The organism is Mesorhizobium hawassense, assembly GCF_003289945.1.
GTDB classification, from domain to species: Bacteria; Pseudomonadota; Alphaproteobacteria; order Rhizobiales; family Rhizobiaceae; genus Mesorhizobium; species Mesorhizobium hawassense.
Genome location: NZ_QMBP01000020.1, coordinates 111290 through 127722, shown reverse-complemented (window position 1 = coordinate 127722; position 16433 = coordinate 111290). Strand labels below are relative to the sequence as shown.

Sequence of the window (16433 nt, the reverse complement as noted above, 5' to 3'; positions counted from 1 at the left end):
CCGAGGCTGCGGTGCGCAGCGTCCGGCAAAATGGCGAGATCAAGTGGAACGGCGGCTTCATCTACGTGTCGAAGACGCTGGCCGGCGAAGCGGTTGCCGCGACCGAGACCGAGACAGGGCAATGGGCGCTCCACTTCTATGCCCACCCGCTCGGCTTCATCGACGGCCGGCACAAGAAACTGGTCCGCCGCAGCCCCATCCAACCCCGACCAGATGGCGCTGCGGCGGACAGCAACTCAGGGAGAAAACTGTAACCCATGTATCCGGTTCAAAGTGTTACCCATCTATCGGCTGGACACCGCGGAGCGGACGGAGTGGGGGTCGATCTGGCTCACCCGTCGGTGGCGGTTCAGGTCAGCGCTGGCGGCCGAACCAGAAAGCGTCGGTCATGCGCTGCATGCCGATGCGCTCGTAGAAACCAACGGCGTCGGGCATCGAGATCAGGCTGATGGCGACGGAGGGTCCGAGCTGGCGGCGCGCCTCGTCCATCAAGCCCATGCCGACGCCGAGCCCCTGCGCCGATTTGGATACGGCGAGCTCGGAAATGTAGCAGACCCAGGAAAAGTCAGTGATGGCACGGGCAACGCCGACCAGCGGCTTGCCATCGACATCGAGCCGCGCCGTCAGCACCAGATTGGCGTTGTCGAGCATGGCCTTCAGCCGAGCTTCGTCGTCGACGGGACGTGTTTCGCCGAGGCCGGATTCGACCAGCACGCGACGGAATTCGGCGACGTCGAGCGCCGGCTCGCTGGCGTAGAGGACTTTGGAAGGCACGGTCATGGCAGCCAGACTGCACCAATGGGCCGCGATCGCGAAGCCCTTTCCGCCCGACAGACCTGATGTCGTCGAGGCCCAAGGGCCGCGCACGAACAGTTGCCTTTCATTTGCGGCCGGCTTTGTGTAAACCGTGCGCAAAATTCCCCGAACGAAAGAAGACGGGCAAAAACCATGGACAAATTCACCAAGCTCACTGGCGTCGCCGCGCCCATGCCGATCGTCAACATCGACACCGACATGATCATCCCGAAGGACTATCTGAAGACGATCAAGCGCACCGGGCTTGGCAGCGGCCTGTTCGCCGAGATGCGCTACAATGAAGACGGTTCGGAAAACCCGGATTTCGTGCTCAACAAGCCGGCCTATCGCAAGGCGCAGATCCTGGTCGCCGGCGACAATTTCGGCTGCGGGTCAAGCCGCGAGCATGCGCCGTGGGCACTGCTCGATTTCGGCGTCCGCTGCGTCATCTCGACCTCATTCGCCGACATTTTCTACAACAACTGCTTCAAGAACGGCATCCTGCCGATCACCGTCAGCCCGGAAGACCTGGACAAGCTGATGGACGACGCCTCGCGCGGTTCGAACGCGACATTGTCGATCGATCTCGAAGCCAAGGAAATCCGCGGGCCGGATGGCGGCGTGGTCAAGTTCGACCTCGACGACTTCAAGCGCCACTGCCTGCTGAACGGCCTCGACGATATCGGGCTGACCATGGAGAAGTCGAACGCCATCGCGTCCTTCGAGAAGAGGAACGCCGAGCAGCGCCCCTGGGCCTGAGACTATTTGGAAATTCTACTCCGGCGGCCATCTGCCGACGGTTTCTGCGCTTCCGTTGCTCACGGACTAAATGTCCGCTGCGCTACGGTTCTCGAAACCGCCATCATATGACTCGCCAGAGCGAATTTCGAAACAGTCTCTGAGCGGCGCGGCTTCAAATCGATAAGCCCGGCCATCGCAGGCCGGGTTTCGCGGCGGCTGAATGGAGGGACAGTCATGGCACGCTCACTTCTGGCCGCCGCCGGCGCTTCGGCGGCAATTCTTCTTGCCATGGCCGGCGCCAATGCGCAGACCACCGCGCCTGCGACACAGCCGGCGCCCGCTGCATCCGACCAGCCGGCCGCCGGTCAAGGCTCGACCGATCAAGGCAGCGACCAGGCCGCGTCGGGCGATGACAGCCAAGCACCGATCCCGTTCGAGGGCGGCCAGATCACCATCACGCAGCCGGCGCAGGACGGCGAGAAGGTGCTGTCCTACGACGGCAAGCAGTTGGCCAGCAATTACGACGTTTCCTTCGACAAGATCGTCAAGATCGGCGACGTCAACGTGGCGCTGGTCGATGTCGGCGACGGCGGCAATCAATGCGGCCCGGCCAAGGTCATCGTCTGGAAGCCGAAGGACGGCGAGATCCAGACCACGACGGTCGAGCAGGACGAATGCGGCGCGCCGCCGGCTTCGGTTTCCGACGACGCCATCTATTTCGTACCCTATCTGCTGCCCGGAGAAACCAAGCCGGCGCTGCAATGGTCGCCGACCGGCGGGCTGACCACGTCCGGCAACCTCACCTACACGCCGGAGCCGGGCACCGACTGGAAGGATCTCGACGCGTCGAAATACGGCTACATCGTCGACGCCTTCCACAACGAAGCGGTCTACAAGGCGGCCAAGGCGCTGCTGGGCGACGACATGCCCGACATGGCGACCAGCCTGCTGGTCAGCGGCGGCGATACCGAAAAGACCGCGTCGGGCGCTTTCTACGCCACCGGCTGCGTGCCGCATGACTGCGGCGGCAATGACGGCTTCATGGCCATCGACCCCGCCAAGCACAAGGTCTATTTCGCCCGCCGCGGCGACAATGACCAGCCGCTCTCCTGGCCGCCCGTGGAGACCTGGCCGCCGGATATCAAGAAGGCGTATGACGACGCGCAGGGGAAATAACCCGAGCTTCTTGTCTTGCCAGGTCGCGATCCTTCGCGCCCCCCTCCGTCCTGCCGGACATCTCCCCCACAAGGGGGGAGATTGGGTGTTTCGGCGCTCCGCTCATTTTACGACGCTGGTGATTGGCGAAAGCCGGTGCGACGTCTGATCTCCCCCCTCGTGGGGGAGATGCCCGGTAGGGCAGAGGGGGGCTCTGTCCCGCCAGCGTGCGTTGTCTGGCTCACGACCTTGTCGTGGATGCATATCAAAATGGTCGAAACAACCTGCGAGGTCCCCATGCGCAAGCTCATCTCCACCGGCTCGCCCTTCGAAAAGACCGCCGGTTACTCCCGTGCGGTCGTGCAAGGCGACTGGTGTTTCGTCTCCGGCACGACCGGCTACGACTATGCCGCGATGACCATGCCCGAAACGGTCGAGGCGCAGACGCGCAACTGCCTCGCCACCATCGCCAAGGCGCTTGCCGATGGCGGCTTCGACATGGCCGATGTGGTGCGGGCGCATTACTACATCACCGACCAGGCATTCGTGGACGTGGTGTTCCCGATCCTCGGCGAGACGTTCGGCGACATCCGTCCGGCGGCGACGATGATCGTGTGCCAGCTCAACAAGCCCGAGATGAAGATCGAGATCGAGGTGACGGCACTGCGGCGTACGGCCTGATGCAGCCGCCCAGAAGTGGGCAACGCGTGCGCAAAGCGAGGATCAGCCTGAGGTGAAGGTCAAGCGCATCGTCGCCAACATCGCGACGCAAGACAGCGCCGCGGCGAAACATTTCTATCAGGACGTGCTCGGGCTTGACGTGCTGATGGATCAAGGCTGGATCCTCACTTGCGGTTCGGCCGAGACAATGACGGTGCAAGTGAGCTTCATGGCCGAGGGCGGGTCGGGCACTCCGGTGCCGGACCTGTCGATCGAGGTCGACGACGTCGACGCGGTGCTCGAGGCCATGATGGCTGCCGGCTTCGCCATCGAATACGGTCCGGCCGACGAGCCCTGGCGCGTGCGGCGCTTCTATGTGCGCGACCCGTTCGGCAGGCTGGTGAATATTCTGTCGCATCGTTGAGGACGCGTTCCAGCTTGGGTTCCTCGCCCCACGAAGTGGGGAGAGGTGGCTCGGCGTAGCCGAGACGGAGAGGGAAGCGCCCTACGAAGGCCCCCTCTCCGTCCGCTTCGCGGCCACCTCTCCCCCGCCTCTGGCGGGGGCGAGGAACCGGAGCCGCACCTGGTGAGCTTCGAAGCATTCCGTCGTCCTCTTGCGCCGCAACCGCTTGGCGTTTAGCAAGGCCCCGGCCGCACAGCGCCGCGCGCCTCTTCGGCGCGCAAAGGACGCTGTGCAAAACAGAAACTCATTCTCTCCCGGGACGGTTCTCCATGGCTTCGAAAAATCTCTTCCTGCTCGCCGGCGACGGCATCGGCCCCGAGGCCATGGCCGAGGTGAAGAAGCTGATCAAGGCCATGAACGACAAGCTCGGCAGCGGCTTTGCCACCGACGATGGGCTGGTCGGCGGCTGCGCCTATGACGCGCATGGCGCGGCGATCTCCGATGCCGACATGGCAAAGGCGATGGCGGCGGACGCGGTGCTGTTCGGCGCCGTCGGCGGGCCGAAATGGGACAAGGTGCCTTACGAGGTACGCCCCGAGGCGGGCCTGCTGCGCCTGCGCAAGGACATGGAGCTGTTCGCCAATCTCAGGCCTGCGATCTGCTACCCGGCGCTGGCCGCTTCCTCCTCGCTGAAGCAGGACGTGGTCGAGGGGCTCGACATATTGATCGTGCGCGAGCTGACCGGCGGCGTCTATTTCGGCGAGCCGAAGCAGATCATCGATCTCGGCAACGGCCAGAAGCGCGGGATCGACACCCAGGTCTACGACACGTTCGAGATCGAGCGCATCTCGGGCGTCGCCTTCGAGCTGGCCCGCACGCGCAAGAACCACGTCACCTCGATGGAAAAGCGCAACGTCATGAAGTCGGGCGTGCTGTGGAACGAGGTGGTCACGCAGACGCACAAGGCTCGCTATGCCGACGTCAAGCTCGACCATATGCTGGCCGATGCCGGCGGCATGCAGCTGGTGCGCTGGCCAAAGCAGTTCGACGTCATCGTCACCGACAATCTGTTCGGCGACATGCTCTCCGACATCGCCGCCATGCTCACCGGCTCGATCGGCATGCTGCCGTCGGCGTCGCTCGGCGCGCCGGACGCCAAGACCAAGAAGCGCAAGGCGCTCTATGAGCCGGTGCACGGCTCGGCGCCCGACATCGCCGGGAAGGGCATCGCCAACCCGATCGCGATGATCGCGTCCTTCGCCATGTGCCTGCGCTATTCCTTCGGCATGGTCGCGGAGGCGGACAAGCTCGAAGCGGCGATCGCCGCCGTGCTCGACGACGGCCTGCGCACCAAGGACATCTTCTCCGACGGCATGAAGGAAGTCGGCACCGTCGAGATGGGCGATGCCATCATCGCCAAGTTCCTCGGCTAGGCGATGCCCATAGACGTCCGCTGGGCTACGGTGGACGACTCGGAAGCGCTCGCCACCATGCTTTGCGCGATGGCGGCGCATTATCGGCAGGCGCCGCTCGAGCACAGCCGGGCGGCGGCCACGGCTCGACAATGGCTCGGCGACGAAAGCCCGGCCTATCCGCATTTCGCGCTGGCCTTCGCGGACGGCGCGGTCGCCGGCCTCGCCTCGGTGGCGATCGCGCATCCCGGCATCGACCTCGAAAGGCTGATGTTCCTGAAGGACCTGTTCGTGCGCGACAGCGCCCGCGACCAGGGCGTCGGCCGCGCGCTGATCGGCTTTCTCAGCGACTATTGCCTCGGCAAAGGAATAGGCCGCATCGACTTGACCACGGAAGACTGGAACGAGGACGCGCTGCGGTTCTACGACCGGTTCGGGGCCGAACGCCACGGCCAGAAGATCTTTCTCAGGCTATCGGGCGAGGCGTTGGGGAAGGCTGCTAAATCCTGACGCCCGCCGGCACTGGCCCATATTTGTTTTGGCCCGACTGAGAAGGGATCAGACCGAAGACCAGGATGGCAAGCTCGCCGACATAGGGCAGGAAGCAGAGGATCGCGAGCCAGCCGGTGAGGCCGACATCGTGCAGCCGGCGCACCAGCAGCGAAATCCAGGGCAGGATGGTGAAAACGGCGTAGAGGCCGAGAAGGCTCAACGTGAGAATCGGCAGCCCGCTACCGCCTTCGAAATCGTCGGTCGGCAGATCGTAGGAGAGCCCGATCGCGGCGAGGACGGCAAGGCCGATCGGCCAGAACAGGCAGAAGCTCCAGAATTCCTTGCGCCGCGCGCGACCGGTGAAGTTCAAATAATTCGACGTCAGGTCGCGCCAGAAATAGCTCCAGACGGCGGTGGATTCGGTCTCATTCTCGGCGTCGCGGCCGAAATGCGCCGACGCCGCGCCCGGCAGCGGACGCGCAGCCGTCGCGGCCACATTGTTCGCCGGATCGGCAGCGCGGGTTCGGACCGAGAAGATGTTGCCGGCCCGATCGCCGTTTGGCTGGAACTCGACCTCGACGCCTTTCGACAGCGCCATGTCGCGGCGCAGGTCCTCGCGCCCGAAGACGTAGCGCTTGCCGTCGGCGCCGGTGATGAAGCCGAAGCCGTGCTCGCTGTCATAATGAAGAATTTCGCCGCGCATCGCCATGTTTCCCCGCATCGCGCTGTCGTCACATTGTTGAAAGTCGGCGCGGACCGCAAGAGGCATGCGAGGAAGCGCGGCCGGGAGCCACCACGCCTTCGTCATCCACGGGCGGAGCAAGGAGCGAAGCGACGCAGCGCAGACCCGAGGATCCATGCCGTGACGTGTGAGCGTTGCGAGTGCAGAAAAGGCCCCCTGTTCTGCGCCGCCTTTACCCTTTGCGCGAGGTCACGGAATGGATCCTCGGGTCTACGCGTCCGCTCCGCCCGTGGATGACGAAGTTCGGACGCTTCGGCCAATCTCGAACGGGGTTGCCGATGTTCCTACCGGTCAAGCTACCAACTTTAATTGGGAACCTACGCTGGTCGTTTCTTCGATTTCTTGTTCTTCGCCGGCCCTGGCTTATCGAATTTCGATTTGGCCGGCTTACCGGATTTGCCGGCCCACGGCTTTGCTTCGAATGGAGCGCGCTGATCGGCAGGCTCGCGCTTCTCGAACTTCGGCTTGTAAGCACCTTGGGCAGCGCCCTGCTCGAAAACCCGCTTGCCGCGATGCGGCTTCTTGTCCGGCTTCGGCGGCTGGTAGCCGGCGCGCGACAGGTCCGGCGTACCGTCGATGCGCCTGACCGCGATGCTGCCCTGCAGCTTGCGGTCGGGACCGATCGCGGCGACGAACCGGTCGGCCCAGTCGGCGGCGATCTGCACGAAGGTCTCTTCCGGCTGCATCTTGATGGCGCCGATCTCGCGTTTGGACATGCCGGCGGTGCGGCACAGCATCGGGATCAGCCAGCGCGGCTCGGCATTCTGACGGCGGCCGACCGACAGCGAGAACCAGACGCTGTCGCCGAAATCGTCGCGGCGGCCGGGAGCCTCGTCGCTGCGAGCGAACTTCTCGCGTGACGGCGCGAAAGGCGCGACCTCGAGCAGGTCCTCGGGCGCCGAGCGGCTGGAACGGCAGAGCCGCACGAAGGCCGCGGCCACCTGCTCGGCGCTATGCTTTTCCAGCAGCGTGTCGATGAAACCGCGCTCCTCCTCGCGCACCGGTTCTTCGAAGGCCGGGTCGGCCAGGATGCGCTCGTCGTCGCGGCGCAGCACGTCGTCGGCCGAAGGCGGACTTGCCCAGGTGGCGGTCAGCTTGGCGTTCTGCAGGAGCCGTTCGGTGCGCCTGCGGGCATTGCCCGGCACGATGAGCGCGCTGACGCCCTTGCGCCCGGCGCGGCCCGTGCGCCCGCTGCGGTGCAGCAGCGTCTCCGGATTGGTCGGCAGGTCGGCATGGACGACGAGATCGAGATTGGGCAGGTCGATGCCGCGCGCCGCGACGTCCGTTGCGATGCAGACCTTCGCGCGGCCGTCGCGCATCGCCTGCAGCGCATGGCTGCGCTCGTTCTGGCTGAGCTCGCCGGAGAGCGCGACCACGGAGAAATTGCGGTTGTTGAAGCGCACCGTCAGGTGGTTGACGGCCGCCCGCGTGTTGCAGAACACCAGCGCGTTCTTCGCCTCATAGTAGCGCAGCACGTTGATGATGGCGTTCTCGCGGTCGGCCTGAGCGACGTTCAGCGCCCGGTATTCGATGTCGAGATGCTGCTTTTCCTCGCCGGTGGCCGAGATGCGCACCGCATCGCGCTGATAGCCCTGGGCGAGCGTGGCGATGGCGCGTGGCACGGTGGCCGAGAACATCAGCGTGCGGCGCTCGGCGGGTGCGGCGTCGAGGATGAATTCGAGGTCCTCGCGAAAACCGAGATCGAGCATCTCGTCGGCTTCGTCCAGCACCACGGCCTTGATCGCCGACATGTCGAGCGATTGCCGCGTGATGTGGTCGCGGAGCCGGCCGGGTGTGCCGACGACGATATGGGCGCCGCGTTCCAGCGCGCGCCGCTCGGTGCGCATGTCCATTCCGCCGACGCAGGAGGCGATCTCAGCGCCCGTCAGCTCGTAGAGCCATTCCAGCTCGCGCCGCACCTGCAGGGCAAGCTCGCGCGTCGGCGCCACGATCAACCCCAGCGGCGCGCCGGCAGCGGCGAAACGCCCGGCGCCGCCAAGCAGGGTCGGCGCCACGGCAAGGCCGAAGGCGACGGTCTTGCCGGACCCGGTCTGCGCCGACACCAGCGCGTCGGCCTCGCCGAGCTCCGGCCCCAGCACCGCCTTCTGCACCGGCGTCAGCGCTGCATAACCGCGCTTTTCCAGCGCCTCTGCCAGCGCGGGAACAATCGTTTCGAAACTGGACATTCTCTTCTTTCGGAATTTCGGGGTTCTGTGCTCATCGTGGAGCACAAGGCCGGCACCGCGCCAGCCAAAACGGAATTTGGGCGTTCGTACTTCTTGCGGCCGCTCTTGTACAGAGCAGGCGGCGGCGCGGCGATTGGCGAAACCGCTGACGAGAGCGCCCCTCTCTATACGGGGAGAGGATGCCGGCAGGCAGGTGAGGGGCAGCGCAAACGCTGACAGGTAGCCGAGGGGAGAGGCCTTCACTTCCGGACAAGCTAACTGTCGAATTCAGCGCCGCCCCTCATCCGCCCTTCGGGCACCTTCTCCCCGTATAGTGACGGGGAGAAGGAGGAGCGGCGCCAATTGACTCTTTTCCCAAACCGCGTAAAAGCCCGCGTCGAACGGGATCGTTTTTCGATGCGCGGCCTTTTGATGGCTCTTCTTGCATTCGACGCCCCCAGCCTCAATGCGAACCATTGGGCCGGGCGCTTCGGCGCGTCGCCTCGTTCCAGCAAAACTACGGCCAAAAAAACCACCACCAAAACGGTGTGATTCCCTTGGCCTAACCACCCTCTCCCGGGTCCGGCCCGGGGGACGAAACCCGCATGAGGCCGGCGGGTTTTCTCCAAACAACCAAGCGGAGAGGGACAGGAGATCTTTATGAGTTTCAAGGTTGCGGTAGTCGGCGCCACGGGCAATGTGGGCCGCGAAATGCTCAACATTCTGGACGAACGCGGCTTCCCGGTGAGCGAAGTCGTGGCGCTGGCCTCGCGGCGCAGCCAGGGCACCGAGGTGTCCTTCGGCGATCGCACGCTGAAGGTGAAGGCGCTCGACCAGTATGACTTTTCAGACACCGACATCTGCGTCATGTCGGCCGGCGGCAACGTTTCCAAGGAATGGTCGCCCAAGATCGGCAAGCAGGGCTGCGTCGTCATCGATAATTCGTCGGCCTTCCGCTACGATCAGGACGTGCCGCTGATCGTGCCGGAGGTGAACCCGGACGCGATCTCGCTGTTTACCCGCAAGAACATCATCGCCAACCCGAACTGCTCCACGGCGCAGCTCGTCGTGGCGCTGAAGCCGCTGCATGACGTCGCCACCATCAAGCGCGTCGTCGTCGCCACCTACCAGTCGGTGTCCGGCGCCGGCAAGGAAGGTATGGACGAGCTGTTCACGCAGACCCGCGCGGTGTTCGTCGCCGACCAGGTCGACGTCAAGAAGTTCACCAAGCGCATCGCCTTCAACGTCATTCCGCATATCGACGTCTTCCTCGACGACGGCTTCACCAAGGAAGAGTGGAAGATGGTCGCCGAGACCAAGAAGATGCTCGATCCCAAGATCAAGCTGACGGCGACCTGCGTGCGCGTGCCGGTGTTCATCGGCCATTCGGAAGCGGTCAACATCGAGTTCGAGAAGCCGATCTCCGCCGACGAGGCGCGCGACATCCTGCGCGAGGCGCCGGGTTGCCAGGTGCTCGATAAGCGCGAGAATGGCGGCTACATCACGCCGCTGGAATCGGCCGGCGAAGACGCCACCTTCATCTCGCGCATCCGCGAGGATTCCACCGTCGACAACGGCCTGTCGATGTGGGTCGTCTCCGACAACCTGCGCAAGGGCGCGGCGCTCAACGCCGTGCAGATCGCCGAATTGCTGGTCGAGCGCGGCCTGATCCAGCCGAAGAAGAAGGCGGCTTAATCTCGCTCACGGGCCGTATCGCCGCTGCCTCGGCGGGCCCTCCGCGGGGGCGCCGGACGACCGGCGGCCCGCGGTCGCGGGCTCGGCCTTCGGCCGGGGCGCCTTTCCTTCTCCCCGTTCAACGGGGAGAAGGTGCCCAAAGGGCGGATGAGGGGCAGCGCCGGCATGTCCAGTTTTCCCGAGATATTGCTGCGCCCGGCCGTAGCTTCGGATGCCGCCGCCATCGCAACCATGATGCGCGCGTCGCTCAATTCCCTCGACTGGATGCCTGTGCTGCATACGCCGGAGGAAGACCTTTTCTTCATCCGCGACCTGCTGCTGCCCAGTCAGCAGGTGACGGTCGCCGAAGGCGGCGAATGCATCGTCGGCTTCGTCGCGGTCAACAGCGAATGGGTCGACCAGCTCTATCTCGACCCGGCTTGGACCGGCCAAGGCATCGGCGGCTGGCTGCTCGACCGGGCCACTGCCGGGATGCCCGTGATCAAGCTCCATTGCTTCCAGGCCAACACCGGCGCGCGCCGATTTTACGAACGCCATGGTTTTCGCGCCGAAGCTTTTGGCGATGGCTCGACCAATGAGGAAGGCCTGCCGGATATTCTTTACGTGCTCAGGCGCTGAATTCAGGCACCGCTCTCCGTCGCCAGCTGCCGCAAAATAGCCAGCGCTTCCTCCGCCCGCTCGGCCGGTACGAACAGATGGTCATGGTAGAAAGCCGAGACCGGGTTGACACCCATGCCGGCTGCCGCGAGCCGCGTCGTGATGGCGGCGAGGAAGCCGACGGCTTCGAGCGAGGAGTGGATGTCGAGCGTGATCATTCGGCAGCGGAACGTGCCGGCGATGCCGGCTGTCTTCGCCTCGTCTTCCGTCACGATCAGCGACAGGCCCTCGCGCTCGCGAAATTGCATGACGGGATCGAGCTCCGCCGGAGTCGGCACATCCGGGGCCAGCGTGGTGAAGACGTAGGTTCCGGCATGCAGTTTCGGCGTCATCGACGCGAGCAGTTTTTGCAGGTTGGTCTCGCCGGTCACGTCTCTTCCTCTTCGTCTGGCGCTTGCGACGTTCTCGACAGCCCCGCTCGGAACGTCAACGGTCCGGCGCCTGGACGACATGGCGATGTCGCTGGCGGCCGAGCCGCGGGCTCGTTATCGCCGTAGAGACATAGCGGTTCGCACAGGGTCACTCAATGATCGTCCGGCCGCGCCCGACATTCCTGCAGCTGTTCTTCGTCATGCGCGGCTCGGTGGTGCCGCGCATCCTGCCGCAGATTTTCGGCTTTGCCCTCTATTCGGCGGTCATCCTGGTGCTGGCGCGGCGCTTCCAAGTCGATCTCAGCGCCTTCAACATCACGCCTTTCGGGCTCGTCGGCGTGACGCTGTCGATCTATCTGTCGTTCCGCAACAACGCCGCCTATGACCGTTGGTGGGAAGCGCGCAAGCTCTGGGGCGCGCTGGTTTTCGAGATCCGTAATCTGGCGCGCGCCACCACGAGCCTGATCGGTGACCGCGCCGAGCAGCGCGCGCTGTTGATGGAGGCACTCGGTTTCTGCCATCTGCTGCGCGGGCAATTGCGCCGGATCGACAGCAAGGAAGACGCCCGCGCCTTCATCGGCGACACGGTCGACCAGGCCGGCGCCCGCACCAATCCGGCCGACGACATGGTCCGCCGCATGGGCCGTCGCGCCAATGCCCGGCGCGAGGCGGGCACGCTCGATCCGATCGGCTTCCGCATCCTCGACGAAAGGCTGGCCGCGATCGCGGCGATCCAGGCCGGCTGCGAGCGGATCGCCGGCACCCCCCTGCCCTTCGCCTACACGCTCCTGGTGCATCGCACGGCCTATGTCGTCTGCCTGCTGTTGCCGATCGGCCTGGTCTCGACCACCGGCTGGGCGACGCCGCTGTTCACCGCGCTGATCGCCTACACCTTCTTCGGCCTCGACGCGCTGTCGGAAGAGCTCGAGGACCCGTTCGGCATCGAGGCCAACGACCTTGCGCTCGACGGGCTTTGCCGCGTCTGCGAGATCTCGGTGTTCGAGGCGCTGGGCGAAACGCCGCCGAAGATGATTGCGGCCGACAAGTTCTATTATTCGTGAGGCGGCTGCATCACCACCTGGAGGCTTCACGGCAAAAAAGCGGGGCGATGTAGGATCACAGCGTGGTCACCCGTCCTTGGATCGAACCGGCAAATGGCCGGCATTCGAACCTTGGAGGGAACATCCATGAGCATTTCCGAAGCCGCGCCTGCTTCAAAAGGTGCGTTGTGGACCGGGCGCGCGCTCAGCGCCGTCGTGGTCCTGTTCATGATCTTCGACGGCGTCATCAAGCTGCCGCCTCTCGACATCGTCACCAAGACGATGACCGAGCTCGGCTGGCCGGCCGATGCCGATGTCGCGCGCCTGATCGGCGTCGTCGGCCTGATCTCGACCGCGCTTTATGCCTTGCCGCGCACCTCGGTGCTCGGCGCCATCCTGCTCTCCGCCTATATGGGCGGCGCGATTTCGACCCATGTGCGGATCGGCAACCCGCTTTTCTCGCACACGCTGTTCGGCGTCTATCTCGGTGTTACCCTGTGGGGCGGGCTCTATCTGCGCGACGCAAGAGTGCGCGCGCTGATCCCGTTCAGCCGATAAGGAGGACGCAGTGATGTTTGTTACCATTCTCATCATCCTCGTCGTCATCGTCGCCGCCGTGCTGGCCTACGCCGCGACACGGCCGAACGACTTCGTCGTCACCCGCTCGGCCAGCATCAAGGCGCCGGCCGAAGCGATCTTCCCGCTGATCAACGATTTCAAGCGCTGGCCCGAATGGTCGCCTTTCGAAAAGCTCGATCCGCAGATGCAGCGCACGCTTTCCGGCACCGATAGCGGCAAGGGCGCGGCCTATGCCTGGGAAGGCAATTCCAAGGCCGGCAAGGGCCGCATGGAGATCACGGGTTCGGTGCCGTCCTCGCTGGTGTCGATGAAGCTCGACTTCGAGAAGCCGTTCCGCGCCAACAACACCGTCGACTTTTCGCTCTCGCCGTCGGGCGACGGCACTACGGTTACCTGGGCAATGCGCGGTGCGAGGCCGTTCATCGCCAAGCTGATGGGCCTGTTCATGGACTTCGACACCCTCGTCGGCAAGGATTTCGAGGCCGGGCTCGACAATCTGAGACGCGCCACCGAGCGCTGAAAACCATTTGGTTTCAATTGCTTGACAGTACTTACCGGAACTTCGGCCGGCGCCGAGCCGGCCAATCTTCGTTGTCCCAGGGATCAAATCACCCGTCTGCGAGTTTAGACCACGGCGGCGAGACGGCGCGTGAGAGAGGAACAGCAATGAAGAAAGCAATTACCATTCTGGTGCTGACCATGGCCTTGGGCGCCTGTTCGCAAACGGAAAAGGGCGCCGCGATCGGCGGCCTGGGCGGCGCGGCCGTCGGTGCCGCTGTGGCAGGCGATCCGGTCCAAGGCGCGGTGGTCGGCGGCGCGGTCGGCGCGGTCGCCGGCGCGTTGATCGGCCATGCCAGCGAAAGCGGCCAGTGCCGCTATCGTGATCGTTACGGACGCGTCTATGTGGCCCGCTGCCCGTCCGGCTACTGACTATCGGATTGGCCAAAAGAAAAACGGCGGGCATTGCCCGCCGTTTTTGTAGGCGAAAGCAGACCGCGATTACTCGGCGGTGGCGGCTTCGGCCGGAGCGGCGGTCGCCGCGGCAGCAGCGGCAGCGGCGTCTTCCTGGGCCTTCTTCAAAAGGGCCGAGCGTTCCTGCGCCTTCTTGCCGGGCAGGGCCTTGTTCGGGTTCGAGCGGGCTTCGCGCTTGGCGAGGCCGGCTTCGTCGAGGAAGCGCAGAACGCGGTCGGTCGGCTGGGCGCCGTGCGACAGCCAGTGCTTGACGCGCTCGGCGTCGACCTTGACGCGCTCGCCGTCCTTCGGCAGCAGCGGGTTCCAGGAACCCAGCGACTCGATGAAACGGCCGTCGCGCGGCGAACGGGCGTCGGCAACGACGACGTGGTAGTAAGGACGCTTCTTCGAACCCGCACGGGCCAGTCTGATCTTCAGTGCCATTCTTTATCTCCTAAAAGCTCTGATTTCGTTTGATGTGGTTTTGCGGCCGAGTCTTTGTTTTGTGCATGTCGTTATCCCAAAACCGCGAAGCACTTTTGGGCGACATGCACCGGTTAGCCGGCTTTTGCAGCGCCGTTGTTGGCGGCGATCTGTTCGTGATGACGGATGACTTCGCGGATGACGAAGTTCAGGAACTTCTCTGCGAAATCGGGATCGAGATTCGCATCCTTCGCCAACTGGCGAAGGCGCGTGATCTGCTGCTGCTCGCGCGACGGATCGGCAGGCGGCAGGCCATGCTCGGCCTTGAGAACGCCGACCGCCTTGGTGCAGCGGAAGCGTTCGGCCAGCATATGGATGAGGGCAGCATCGATGTTGTCGATCGAAGCGCGGTAGCCAGCCAGGATGGCGCGTGCATCGGCCATGTCTTTCTCCTCGTTCATCGCCCCCTCACTTCTTCTTGCCAAGGCCTGGCAGTCCGCCGCCGCCCAGGCCAGGAAGCTTCATGCCGCCGGGCAGGCCCGGCAGTCCGCCGCCACCGGGGAGTCCACCGGGCAAGCCGCCCGGCAGGCCCTTGCCGAGACCGGCGGCCTGCGCTTGCTTCTGCAAGGCTTCGAGCTGCTTGGGATCCATCTTGGAAAGGTCCGGCATGCCGCCCATTCCGCCCGGCATCATGCCGCCAAGGCCCATTTTGGAGGCAAGGCCGCCCATCATGCCGCGCATGAGGCCGCCGCCTTTGCCCTTGCCGCCCATCGCCTTCATCATGTCGGCCATGCCGCGATGCATCTTCAAGAGCTTGTTGATCTCGGCCGCGTCGGTGCCGGAGCCGGCGGCGATGCGCTTCTTGCGCGAATGCTTGAGGAGATCGGGATTGGCGCGCTCGGCCTTGGTCATCGAGGAGATGATGGCGAGCTGGCGGCCGAACATCTTGTCGTCGAGGCCGGCGGCGGCAAGCTGGTCCTTCATCTTACCCATGCCGGGCATCATGCCCATGATGCCGCCCATGCCGCCCATTTTCGACATCTGCTGAAGCTGCTGGGCGAGGTCGTTCAGATCGAACTTGCCCGACTGCATCTTCCTGGCCATCGCCGCCGCCTGTTCGGCGTCGATGGTTTCGGCGGCCTTCTCGACCAGGCTGACGATGTCGCCCATGCCGAGGATGCGGTCGGCGATGCGCTTGGGATGGAATTCCTCCAGCCCGTCCATCTTTTCGCCGGTGCCGATGAGCTTGATCGGCTTGCCGGTGACGGCGCGCATCGAGAGTGCCGCGCCGCCGCGGCCGTCGCCGTCCATACGGGTCAGCACCAGGCCGGTGATGCCGACGCGCTCGTCGAAGCTTTTCGCCAGGTTCACGGCGTCCTGGCCAGTCAGCGAGTCGGCGACCAGCAGGATTTCGTGCGGGCTCGACACCTTCTTGATGTCGGCCATCTCGACCATCAGCGGCTCGTCGATATGGGTGCGGCCGGCGGTGTCGAGGATGACGACGTCATGGCCGCCGAGCCTGGCCGCCTGGACGGCGCGCTTGGCGATGTCGACGGGGCTCTGGCCGGCGATGATCGGCAGCGTCGCGACCTTGGTCTGCTCGCCGAGCTGGCGCAGCTGCTCCTGCGCGGCGGGACGCCGCGTGTCGAGCGAGGCCATCAGGACCTTCTTGTTCTGACGCTCGGTCAGCCGCTTGGCGATCTTGGCCGAGGTCGTCGTCTTGCCGGAGCCCTGCAGGCCGACCATCATGACGACGACGGGCGCCGGCGCGTTGAGGTCGATTGCCACACCCTCGGCGCCGAGCATGTCGACCAGCTCGTCATGGACGATCTTGACGACCATCTGACCGGGCTTGATCGACTTCAGCACCGCCGCGCCGACCGCCTTCTCGCGCACCTTGTCGGTGAAGGAGCGAACCACCTCCAGCGCGACGTCGGCCTCGAGCAGCGCGCGGCGCACCTCGCGAAGTGCCGCCGAGACATCCGCCTCGGACAGCGCGCCGCGGCCCGTGAGGCCGTTCAGGATGGAGCCAAGACGCTCCTGGAGGGATTCAAACATCTGCGGTCCTTGATCTCGGTGGGTTCGACCGAGAGGTAGTGCGTTCGCGCCGGGTCGCCAAGCAAAAGCACAAAGCCAAAAAGCACCCGGGGGC

The 16433-nt window shown here is 64.8% G+C and carries 20 protein-coding genes and 1 pseudogene; 14 read left to right on the top strand and 7 right to left on the bottom strand.

All coding sequences use genetic code 11. From position 1 onward, the window contains the following. Positions 1-254 (top strand): annotated as a pseudogene (locus DPM33_RS30100) (integrase); the annotation flags it as partial. Positions 255-354: 100 nt separating this feature from the next. On the opposite strand, the gene DPM33_RS30095 reads toward DPM33_RS30100, so the two are convergent. Further along, positions 355-780, bottom strand: a complete 426-nt coding sequence (locus DPM33_RS30095; RefSeq protein ID WP_112101011.1) for a GNAT family N-acetyltransferase — start codon at positions 778-780, stop codon at positions 355-357. A gap of 168 nt (positions 781-948) precedes the next feature. Between DPM33_RS30095 and leuD the strand changes: the two genes are divergently transcribed. The 6 genes from leuD to DPM33_RS30065 all read left to right on the top strand — a co-directional run bounded on the left by leuD (position 949) and on the right by DPM33_RS30065 (position 5676). Continuing rightward, on the top strand, positions 949-1554 hold the full coding sequence (leuD, locus tag DPM33_RS30090) for a 3-isopropylmalate dehydratase small subunit (RefSeq protein ID WP_112101010.1): 606 nt from the start codon (positions 949-951) through the stop codon (positions 1552-1554). A 216-nt stretch (positions 1555-1770) separates the two neighbouring features. Next, positions 1771-2712, top strand: a complete 942-nt coding sequence (locus DPM33_RS30085) for a hypothetical protein (protein WP_112101009.1) — start codon at positions 1771-1773, stop codon at positions 2710-2712. A 276-nt stretch (positions 2713-2988) separates the two neighbouring features. Continuing rightward, the gene (locus DPM33_RS30080) at positions 2989-3372 is read left to right on the top strand and encodes a RidA family protein (RefSeq protein ID WP_112101025.1); all 384 of its coding nucleotides are present in this window, start codon (positions 2989-2991) and stop codon (positions 3370-3372) included. Between the two features lie 52 nt (positions 3373-3424). Next, positions 3425-3775 (top strand): VOC family protein, encoded by a 351-nt coding sequence (locus DPM33_RS30075; protein ID WP_112101008.1) that lies wholly within the window; start codon positions 3425-3427, stop codon positions 3773-3775. Positions 3776-4083: 308 nt separating this feature from the next. Continuing rightward, positions 4084-5187, top strand: a complete 1104-nt coding sequence (leuB, locus tag DPM33_RS30070; protein ID WP_112101007.1) for a 3-isopropylmalate dehydrogenase — start codon at positions 4084-4086, stop codon at positions 5185-5187. Positions 5188-5190: 3 nt separating this feature from the next. Beyond that, on the top strand, positions 5191-5676 hold the full coding sequence (locus tag DPM33_RS30065; RefSeq protein ID WP_112101006.1) for a GNAT family N-acetyltransferase: 486 nt from the start codon (positions 5191-5193) through the stop codon (positions 5674-5676). On the opposite strand, the gene DPM33_RS30060 is transcribed toward DPM33_RS30065, so the two are convergent. Together DPM33_RS30060 and DPM33_RS30055 are read right to left on the bottom strand one after the other, a co-directional pair. Next, positions 5666-6361: a DUF805 domain-containing protein gene (locus DPM33_RS30060; protein WP_112101005.1), complete on the bottom strand. Its 696-nt coding sequence runs from the start codon at positions 6359-6361 to the stop codon at positions 5666-5668. The genes DPM33_RS30065 and DPM33_RS30060 overlap by 11 nt on opposite strands. 356 nt (positions 6362-6717) lie before the next feature. Then, positions 6718-8586, bottom strand: a complete 1869-nt coding sequence (locus DPM33_RS30055) for a DEAD/DEAH box helicase (protein WP_112101004.1) — start codon at positions 8584-8586, stop codon at positions 6718-6720. 342 nt (positions 8587-8928) lie between these two features. Between DPM33_RS30055 and DPM33_RS30050 the strand changes: the two genes are divergently transcribed. From DPM33_RS30050 to DPM33_RS30040, 3 genes are all read left to right on the top strand, one after another. Continuing rightward, positions 8929-9117 carry a hypothetical protein gene (locus DPM33_RS30050; protein ID WP_112101003.1) on the top strand — a complete coding sequence of 63 codons (189 nt, stop codon included), beginning with the start codon at positions 8929-8931 and terminating at the stop codon, positions 9115-9117. Between the two features lie 108 nt (positions 9118-9225). After that, complete coding sequence (locus tag DPM33_RS30045; RefSeq protein WP_112101002.1) at positions 9226-10260, top strand: aspartate-semialdehyde dehydrogenase; 1035 nt, start codon at positions 9226-9228, stop codon at positions 10258-10260. Positions 10261-10425: 165 nt separating this feature from the next. Further along, the gene (locus DPM33_RS30040; protein ID WP_112101024.1) at positions 10426-10878 is read left to right on the top strand and encodes a GNAT family N-acetyltransferase; all 453 of its coding nucleotides are present in this window, start codon (positions 10426-10428) and stop codon (positions 10876-10878) included. A 2-nt stretch (positions 10879-10880) separates the two neighbouring features. On the opposite strand, the gene DPM33_RS30035 is transcribed toward DPM33_RS30040, so the two are convergent. Further along, positions 10881-11288, bottom strand: a complete 408-nt coding sequence (locus DPM33_RS30035; RefSeq protein ID WP_112101001.1) for an ACT domain-containing protein — start codon at positions 11286-11288, stop codon at positions 10881-10883. 155 nt (positions 11289-11443) lie between these two features. Between DPM33_RS30035 and DPM33_RS30030 the strand changes: the two genes are divergently transcribed. The 4 genes from DPM33_RS30030 (at position 11444) to DPM33_RS30015 (ending at position 13837) form a co-directional block, all read left to right on the top strand. Beyond that, entirely contained in the window at positions 11444-12349 is a 906-nt protein-coding gene (locus DPM33_RS30030) for a bestrophin family protein (RefSeq protein ID WP_112101000.1), read from the top strand. A 126-nt stretch (positions 12350-12475) separates the two neighbouring features. Then, positions 12476-12886: a DoxX family protein gene (locus DPM33_RS30025; protein ID WP_112100999.1), complete on the top strand. Its 411-nt coding sequence runs from the start codon at positions 12476-12478 to the stop codon at positions 12884-12886. 13 nt (positions 12887-12899) lie between these two features. Next, complete coding sequence (locus tag DPM33_RS30020) at positions 12900-13427, top strand: SRPBCC family protein (protein WP_112100998.1); 528 nt, start codon at positions 12900-12902, stop codon at positions 13425-13427. A gap of 146 nt (positions 13428-13573) precedes the next feature. Beyond that, positions 13574-13837: a glycine zipper domain-containing protein gene (locus DPM33_RS30015; RefSeq protein ID WP_112100997.1), complete on the top strand. Its 264-nt coding sequence runs from the start codon at positions 13574-13576 to the stop codon at positions 13835-13837. A 69-nt stretch (positions 13838-13906) separates the two neighbouring features. Here DPM33_RS30015 and rpsP read toward each other — a convergent pair whose 3' ends face one another. From rpsP to ffh, 3 genes are all read right to left on the bottom strand, one after another. Next, positions 13907-14302: a 30S ribosomal protein S16 gene (gene rpsP / locus DPM33_RS30010; protein WP_112100996.1), complete on the bottom strand. Its 396-nt coding sequence runs from the start codon at positions 14300-14302 to the stop codon at positions 13907-13909. A gap of 113 nt (positions 14303-14415) precedes the next feature. Next, the gene (locus tag DPM33_RS30005; protein WP_112100995.1) at positions 14416-14742 is read right to left on the bottom strand and encodes a chorismate mutase; all 327 of its coding nucleotides are present in this window, start codon (positions 14740-14742) and stop codon (positions 14416-14418) included. 7 nt (positions 14743-14749) lie between these two features. After that, positions 14750-16339, bottom strand: coding sequence for a signal recognition particle protein (gene ffh / locus DPM33_RS30000; protein ID WP_112100994.1), 1590 nt, complete (start codon positions 16337-16339; stop codon positions 14750-14752). Positions 16340-16433 lie beyond the last annotated feature (94 nt).